A 7,901-nucleotide genomic window follows, 5' to 3' on the forward strand; every position below is an offset into this window, starting at 1 on the left:
GTAATAGTGTGCATTGAGTTTGCGTGAACCCCTCTCTGAGCTGCTGGTCTACGGAGCTCCAGGGGGCCTTTCAGCGCCGGTGGGTCGACGGCGTGGCGTCCGGCCCGAGGTCCGGAGGCACGCAGTAGTCGACGTCCGATTCCGGGGGAACGAGGTCGCCGGAATCGGCGTTCGTGCAGTAGGCGTCGAATATCTCGCCCGCGGTAAGGGGTTCGAAGTCTCCCGTGCGCAGTCGCCAGCCGTATACCTGATCCGGGGAGCTCGGCGCGGCGGTCCGTATGACGAGTCCGCCGGGGCTCCCGCTCGCCAGACCGAGGGCGAGGATCGTGGTGAACTCGACGGCTTCGGCCTCGTCGAGCTGGCTCGCGCCGTCCGGATCCGAGTCCGCGCGAAGGACGGCGACCAGGGTTTCGGGTGCCGCCGAGACGCTGCAGACGAGGCGCCGGTGGCCCGGTCGGGCCGTGTCGAGGATGCGGGCCAGCAGGCCCGACGACCGGGCGAAGGCCGTTCGGTCGCTCTCCTCCGCCTCCTGTTTCGCGGCGAGTTCGGCGGCCTGCCGGGCGGCCTCCGTGTGCAGCGGATACAGCCGCCGGGTGATCTCGCGTGCCACGTGGCGGGCGGTGCGGGCCGTGACCCCGATCGACGGTGCGATCATCTTGTTCCCGTCCGGCAACGCAGCGTGGATCTTGAGGCTGTCGGGGTGGCGGTCGTCGGGCTGGCACAGGCGCAGGGCGCGGCCGTCGCCGGTGATGATGAGCCGTCCCAAACCGCCGTCGTAGTCGATGAGTTCGACTGTCCGGCAGTGCGTACCCAGCTCCCGCGCCACTTCGTCGGCGAAGGCGTCGAACTGCTCCTGCGTGGTCAACTCACGTGTCATGGCGCTCTGTTCACTCCTTTGGATGGCGGGCGGGTGTGCTCGGCGCAGGGCTCCTCACGCCCTGAAGGGGGCCGGGCGGCCCCTGCGGCTCTCTCTGCTAATAATAGTGTTTAGCGGGATGGCGTGAACCCGCCCCTGACCTGCACCGTTCTCAGGCTGTCAGGGGGCGTTGCCCAGGGACGGGCGGCTGCCGCGCGGGCGCCTGCGCTGCTGGGCACGCAGGGAGGCGGCCTCCACCTGAGCGCGGCGGGCGCGCTCACGTTCTTCAGCGGCTGCGTCGACGCAGTAGGGGGCCCACCACTGCAACCCCCTGATCTTGCGGGTCAGTGAGTCGGGGCAGTCGGCCAGCATCAGCAGCAGGACCGGGTGCGGGGAGAGGGCGAGCCACCGTGCGGCGGTCCTCCAGGCAGCTTCGGCGGCCTTCTGCGCGGGGAGCGCTGCACGGGCTTCGCGCTCCAGGCGGACGGCTTCGGCCTGGTGGTAGGAGGCGGACCAGGTGAGGAAGCGCAGCAGGCCAGGGGTGTCGCGCTGCCGGGAGGCCTCTAGGATTGCGGGCAGGTCGGCGCGCTGTGTGACGTGCTCGGCGCACCCGCGCAGGACGGCGGTGAGCACCGCGGCCATCTTCTCCGACGGCGGGTGATCGGCGGCGGAAGACAGCGGGTTTACCGAGACCTCGGGGCGGTCAAGGCTGCCGCGGTAGAGGATCAGGCTGCCGCGGTAGCCGGTGCGGCCTCTGGCGAGTCGCGGGAGGTCCTCGTCGGGGGCGGTGGTCTTGAAGGCGTTCACGGGGCCGAGACAGGCGCGTACGGCGGTGAACTGGTCCCAGCGGTGGGGGTCGGTGGTACCGGTGACATGCACGCTGCCGCGCATTGCTCCGCCCAACTCGAACACGACGGCGTCGGCGTCGCGGCCTGCGGTGGCATGCACGGGGCCGGCGGGCGTGTCGATGGTCAGGCTCGGGCTGGTCATGGGCTGCGACTCCTCGGGGCTCGACTAGGTGGGCTGGGGCCTGCCGCCCCGCGCTCGCCGAAGGGGGAGGGTGCGGGCGCGGGGCGGCAGTCGGCCAGTGGCGCGCTGCCCAGGGCGGCCGTCCACGCCCCCGTACCGGGGAGGGGCGTGGACGGCGTCTGAGAGGGCTACTCCTCCGGCGGCTTGTGTCGGCGGAGCTTGCCCCGGTCGGTCAGGCTGGGACGGCGGCTACAGGGACAGTCCGCGTAGCGGCGGCCGTGCATCTTGAAGAACTTCCCGCCGAGTGCGTGACCGTTGACCTGCTCGGTGGTGCCGGGTACCGGCGTGGTGTTGGCGCAGTAGCCGCCTGGTGTGATGGCGGGCTTCTCGCTCATGAGCGCTCCTCAGCGGCCTTGTCGGGGCGGTGCAGTTCGAGGGCGTGACAGACCACGTACGGCGCGGCGTCGTCTGCGGGGGAGGACGTGACGGCCTTCTGGAGTTCGGCCGGGTCGATGGGGTGCAGCCACCCGGCGCGCACGTCCCACCCGCACGCGCGTATGCCAGCGTCGACGGTCGTGGCGGCCAGGACGACGTCACGTGCCGTGCTCTCCTCCAGCGCGAACGTCCGCAGCACGAAGAACTGCACGTACTCCTCAGCGGAGTGATCCACGCGCACCGAGCCCGGCTCGACGGACACGTACAGGTCGGCGCTCACCTCCATGCCGTCCGTACGCTCGGCCGTGATGCTGAGCTCGTGGGTCCCTCGCCGAGGGCCGGGAACAACGCGCTCAGCGTGTGCAGGGCGCGGCCCATGGCGGACGCCGTGGCGGCGTCGTCGGGCCGTGGAAGCTCCGGCTCACGCATGCGGGTCCTCCAAGTCGGAGTCGGGGAGCTGGAGGAGAACGGGGGCGCGGTAGACCTCGCGCTCGATGGCGGCGACGTCGGGGCACGGAACGACGGCCTCCTGGAGCGCGGCCGTGTTCATGGGGTGAAGCCACCCGTCCCGGATGGACCAGCCGCACGCGTGGGGGTTGGGCTCGGCGGCCGTGGTGGCAATCAGGACTGCGCTGCGCATCGTGCTGCCCTCCAGCGCGAATACCAGCAGCATGCGCAGGGCGCAGAACTCTTCTTCGTCCAGCACGGCCAGGTGGAGCGGCTCCATGCTGATGGAAAGATCGGTTCGTCCTGTGACGAATGCGTGGTCGGTTCGCTGGGCTACGAGGTTCAGCGTGTGTTCTCCGTCTCCGAGTGTCTGGAACACGGCGGATAGGGCGGTGAGCGTGCGACTCATGGCGGCCGCGATGGCGGCGTCACCGGGGTGGGCGAGCTCCGGGCGTGCAGACATGAGAACTCCTCGTAGGGCGGGGCGGAGCGGTGGGAGCCGGAGGCCAGCCGCACCGCCCCTGGGCGCAGATGTTTTGTGGCGCGCGGTCGGCTCCGTCAACGCGTCGCGCTGCGTTATGCGGCAGGGGACGGGGTGGGCGTGCTCCGCGCTACTGGGGGAGGTTGGCCCGTGCGGGCTGGGCGGGACGGGGAAGTTCCCAGCCCGCACGGGGGTCTGTCAGCTGAGGCCGCCGGTCTCGGGGCTCAGCGGGTGTGGAGTTGGAGCAGGCGCCGGTGTGCCTTGCTCTTGATCTCGTCGTCGGCGCCTTCGAGTACGGCCGTGGCGCGTGCAATTTCCTCGGTCATGGACTTCGGGGGGCGTCGGGGGGTGAGGTGGTCGAGGTAGCCGGTGATGGCGCGTTCGGCGGCGTAGGCGGTGCGTCCGACTCGTGCGCTCTCGGTGCGGAACACGTCGTTGAGGGTGTCCAACCGGGCGGCGTGGTTGGTGCGCTTACGGCTGGACGCGTCGTCATCGAGGGGCCACAGGTCGGCGATCGCCTGGTGGAAGTCGGCGATGGCTATGTCGGTGCGGGCGAGCGCGGTCTCTTCGGCGGCGAATTGCTCGAAGTACTGGGAGGACAGGCCCAAGGTGCGGCGGGCTTCCTTGATCTGGCTGGTGGCTCCGGCGGTGTGCCGGACGGCCCAGCGGGTGACTGCGTCACGAACGGCGAACCGTTCGGTGTTGGCGCAGACAGGACGCCACGGGGTGACGACGCACTGGAACTGGCCGTTGCCGGAGTGGTCGTTCATGACGGCGATGTACGGGACCACGATGTCGTCGATGCCGTGCGCGTCCACGGTGACCGTCTCCGGGAGGCGTATGGAGATGAACACGCGCTTCCCACCGCGAAGGAGTCCGGCGGACTCCCACACCACGTCATAGCGGCTCACCAGTTCCTGAAGGAACACGAACCCCGCCCGGTTCTGAATGGGCGTGTACCGGGAGCCGACTGCACCGAGGGCGGCGCCGGTGTCGGTGCGGACGGTGTGCTGTTGGTCGGCGTGTTCGCGCGTCTCACCCTGCCACTCGTACAGTGCGGGCACCGTGGTGACCTCGAAGTCGAGCCCGGACAGACGCAGCACCTCGTCGATGTCCGTGGTGCCGCCGGGGATGATCTGGCCCAGGCCGTGCCAGGCCGGGGAGGACGTATACAGGGTGATGGAGCCATCCGTCCGCTCTTCGAGCCCGTGATTTGCGATGATCTGCTCGATCTGTCCCTCGGTGTTGCGGGAGACGGTGAACGTCTCGCCACGGTCCCAGCCGGTGAGGACCTCGTAGCGGTCGGTGCCGATCATGCGGACCTCGCCCCGGTCGACACGGGCCTGCAAGGAGCGCTCTTGTTCGCGGACGGCTTCGATCTGTGCGGCCTTCTCGCCCGCGAACGCGGTGTTCACGTCGGTGATAGTCACGGTTCCCCTTCGGTGTTGGTTTCTGCGGGGTCGGGGGAGGGGCCACCACCCCCGAACAACATCAATAATAGTGTTTACTAGGAGTAAGTGAACCCCCCTCTGAACTGGCTGTTTTCGTACGTCGACACCGCCGCCCTCCGGGGCGGTGGACTTGGCCGCCGGCGCAGGCTGGGCAGGGGCGGTGAGCGCCGGCCCCTGGACGTCGCGCTCTTGCTGCTGAGCTCTCGGCCGCGGTCACATCAGCCCGCTGCTCGGCTGTTTGACGTGAGTCTCGCCGCCCCGCACCTATCTGCGAGGAGGGCGGAGCCGGGGAAGGGGCAAGCTGTTGGCTAGTGGGCCTGCCCGGGGCCGCGCCCTGTCGAGGTGGGAAACAGGGCGCGGCGGCTCGGTGTTGCCGCTACTCAGGCTTCGGCGGGTTGTGGCCCGTCTCGGTCAGGCCGGGACCTCTCCGGCGTTTGCCTCCGTGGAGCTGGCCGCAGCCGTCAGGGATTCCTGGATCAGGGCGTCTAGGGCTATGCCGATGCGCCGCTTCGCCCTCCAACCCATGCGGCAGCACCCTTCCTCGTCGATCCGCTCGAAGAGCGCCTTCCTGGCGGGGCTTGGGGGATTTGCGGGGGGCACGACTCCGGCATCCGTCGCCCGCCGCCTGAAGTCGTCCCAGACGCTGCACCAGTCGTTCGTGTCCGCCAGATCATCGATTTCGTCGATCGTGGCCGGAAGAGCGGCGAGGATGCGCTGAGCCTGTTCGGGGTATTCAACGCAGTTCTCAGCGATCCACTTGACCAGCGGGTCACCGGACGACCTGAGTGCGTCCCAAGCTGCCGTACGGGCGTCCGTAAACGCGTCGTAGGCCTTATCGCGTTCCTCGCTGTAGGCGGCGCGCTGGCGTCGACCAGTCTCGCCGTAGCTGGTCCGCTCCGGGTAGGCCTTGGCTGCCGAACCCTCGGCCGCGTCCCGAGCCTTGGTGGCCGTTTCAATGCTCTGGAAGTACTTCTGTACCTCCGGCAGCATCTGCGGTACTTCCTGCTCTGTCACTTCTCGCTTCCCCTTCGACGTTGGTTTCTGCGGGGTCGGGGGTGGGGCCACCACCCCCGAACAAAGCCAATAATAGTGTGTTTTAAGGGTAGGTAAACCTACCCCTGACCTGCACACTTAGTCCAGTGGCGCACGGAATTCGGAGAGCGGTGTCAGGCTCTGCGGCCGGACGTCCGTGATGGCGAGAACCGTCATCCCGTCGATCACCTCGCACAGGTCGTAGCGGACACTGGGAGCCGCTCCGACCGGCCCGGCCTCCGCCTTGATCGCCCGCACCCAGTAGACGCCGTGACGCCGTGTCAGGGTCCCGTGATACCTGATCTTCTGCCACAGGACCGGTCCGGCGTCCTGCGGGTCAAGAACCCGAGGTACGGAGAGCGCAAGCTGATTTGCCACCCGCCTAGAGAGCAGCAGTTCCGCGAAAGCGCGGTCAACCGTCGCGCGGTCAACCGGAACATCGGCCATGGAGGGGCCGGTGTGGCCGCTGCGCACACCCATGGCCCAACCCAGTTCGAAGAACGACCGGACGACGTCCAACTGTTCGGGGGGCACCCTCAGAGCGCCAGAGTCCCTCTCACTGCGCACCATTTCCCGCAGTGCGTAACGGGCCTGCTCCTTCTCGGCATCCGTGAGCGGGGCCCCGGCTTCCGGGGCCTGCTGTGCAATCCGCGTGTTCTCCACGGTCCCTTACCTTTCTTTGATGTGGGGTGCAAGGGGGCACCCCAACCGGGGCGCCCCCTTGCGGATCACTTCAGGAATCCGTTCGACCGGAGGAATTCAGCAGTGAGGTGCGCGATTCCGTGGGGCTTGTAAATCTGAGGAAATCGCCGTAACTCAACCTCCATGCGACCCAACTTGTCCGGGTCGATAAATTCCTGAACCAGGCGGTAAGGCTCCTCGCTCGTCGGCATTTCCAGCACGACCGGACCGACGGCCTTGGTCTCGAACCTAATTCCTGTGTAATTCCGGTCGGTGTTGTGCACGATTTTCACCCCTGATCGCGTGCACAACAGCGGCAGAAAGTTGGCAATCGTGCGGGCTTGAACTGCAAGCGGGGTCATGGGCGCGTCTGCGCCGCGCACTCCGCGAACGATCCCGTCAGTGATCGTAAGTTCCACGTCTTCCCCTTCGTTGGTCCCTCGCGGTTCTGAGGGTCGCCTCCCTCAGGACTCCAAATAATAGTGTGTAATGTGCTCGGGTGGAACCCCTGTTGCGCTGCGAGTTGCGCTAGGTGTTGCTCCAGGGTGTTGCGGTAACAGGTTGCGCTAGATGTTGCGCAGCCCGATTCCGGGCCTTGGCGTCATCGCAGGTCACCTCGGCAATCAGGCGTGGTACGCCTGCTGACATCCCCTCTGCTGCCGCTACTCCCTGCCCGTGTGAAAAGAGAAGGGGCGGGGGCGGGCGTGGTCGGCGCAGCGGCATCGGGGATCGGGCGCGGCTGGTGTCCTGCCGCGCGTCGGCTCCGCCGCCGCGCTGGGCCGGTGAGCTATGCCGGGCGCGGAAGAGTCGCCATTGAACGACAGACGAGAATTGGACATCTATTTGATAGATACTCAATTCCTATGCGGAGGTGCGCACTTCCAACGATCGGGAGCGACGGACAAACTAAATCGGGCGGGGCTGGGCTCGGTGGCGGGTTCCGTCGCTTTGCTCCGATGCTCCGTAACTAGAATTCAGACATTCTCTATTCGTGGGTTCTGCTCTGTGGCTAAGGAATCCATCTCAGTAATTCCAAATTCTGCAGGTGGCTGCCATTCGAGCTAAGGGGTGGTGCGCGCTATGTCCAGTTACTACACAGCGCAGACCAGGATGCATCCTGCGCGCATTAGGCTCGCGCGTCGATATGATGCACCGACACTTGCTGCCCCGTGACAGCCGGTTGAGTGGACGCTGACGGCGTGTCATCGGGCATGAGCGCACGAAGTGGGGGAGTTCAGGAAGGGGGTTCGGATGGAGCGTAGCGGAGCCCGTCACTGCTTCAGGGCAGGCTTGCTCAAGCCGGACGGTCCGTCACCCCTGAGGTACTGTCCTGAAATCCCAGCAGCTACACCGTGCCGCAGGTGATGCACCGACCCTTGTAGCCAGCGAAAGGTGACCGCGCTTGCGCGGGTGCCCGCAATTCCCGCTTGCGGGAATTGCATTTTCTTCTGAATTCCGTTTACGGAATTCAATTTCCGCGCTTGCGCGGGAATTTGGCGGAGCGTCAGCGGAGCCGTTTTCTATGCAGCGCGCTAGCGCTGCATATCCC

General features: G+C 67.2%; 9 protein-coding genes. All 9 read right to left on the reverse strand.

Annotated features, from left to right (window positions below; all coding sequences use genetic code 11):
- Positions 1–70 precede the first annotated feature (70 nt).
- The 9 genes from ACFWGJ_RS03890 to ACFWGJ_RS03930 all read right to left on the reverse strand — a co-directional run bounded on the left by ACFWGJ_RS03890 (position 71) and on the right by ACFWGJ_RS03930 (position 6,771).
- A complete protein-coding gene (locus ACFWGJ_RS03890; protein WP_387320756.1) occupies positions 71–877 on the reverse strand; it encodes a hypothetical protein in 807 nt (268 codons plus the stop codon).
- Positions 878–1,036: 159 nt separating this feature from the next.
- Positions 1,037–1,846, reverse strand: coding sequence for a hypothetical protein (locus tag ACFWGJ_RS03895; protein ID WP_387320758.1), 810 nt, complete (start codon positions 1,844–1,846; stop codon positions 1,037–1,039).
- Between the two features lie 167 nt (positions 1,847–2,013).
- Positions 2,014–2,220 (reverse strand): hypothetical protein, encoded by a 207-nt coding sequence (locus ACFWGJ_RS03900; protein ID WP_387320760.1) that lies wholly within the window; start codon positions 2,218–2,220, stop codon positions 2,014–2,016.
- Positions 2,217–2,540 (reverse strand): hypothetical protein, encoded by a 324-nt coding sequence (locus tag ACFWGJ_RS03905; RefSeq protein ID WP_387320762.1) that lies wholly within the window; start codon positions 2,538–2,540, stop codon positions 2,217–2,219. Before ACFWGJ_RS03905 ends, ACFWGJ_RS03900 begins: the two co-directional genes overlap by 4 nt.
- A 141-nt stretch (positions 2,541–2,681) precedes the next feature.
- Positions 2,682–3,170 carry a hypothetical protein gene (locus ACFWGJ_RS03910; RefSeq protein WP_387320764.1) on the reverse strand — a complete coding sequence of 163 codons (489 nt, stop codon included), beginning with the start codon at positions 3,168–3,170 and terminating at the stop codon, positions 2,682–2,684.
- 242 nt (positions 3,171–3,412) lie between these two features.
- Positions 3,413–4,618, reverse strand: coding sequence for a DUF932 domain-containing protein (locus ACFWGJ_RS03915; protein WP_387320766.1), 1,206 nt, complete (start codon positions 4,616–4,618; stop codon positions 3,413–3,415).
- Positions 4,619–5,050: 432 nt separating this feature from the next.
- The gene (locus ACFWGJ_RS03920; RefSeq protein WP_387320767.1) at positions 5,051–5,653 is read right to left on the reverse strand and encodes a hypothetical protein; all 603 of its coding nucleotides are present in this window, start codon (positions 5,651–5,653) and stop codon (positions 5,051–5,053) included.
- Positions 5,654–5,770: 117 nt separating this feature from the next.
- Positions 5,771–6,334, reverse strand: a complete 564-nt coding sequence (locus ACFWGJ_RS03925; RefSeq protein WP_387320769.1) for a hypothetical protein — start codon at positions 6,332–6,334, stop codon at positions 5,771–5,773.
- Positions 6,335–6,399: 65 nt separating this feature from the next.
- A complete protein-coding gene (locus tag ACFWGJ_RS03930; RefSeq protein WP_387320770.1) occupies positions 6,400–6,771 on the reverse strand; it encodes a hypothetical protein in 372 nt (123 codons plus the stop codon).
- Positions 6,772–7,901 lie beyond the last annotated feature (1,130 nt).

The organism is Streptomyces sp. NPDC060205 (assembly GCF_042728395.1).
Lineage (GTDB): Bacteria > Actinomycetota > Actinomycetes > Streptomycetales > Streptomycetaceae > Streptomyces.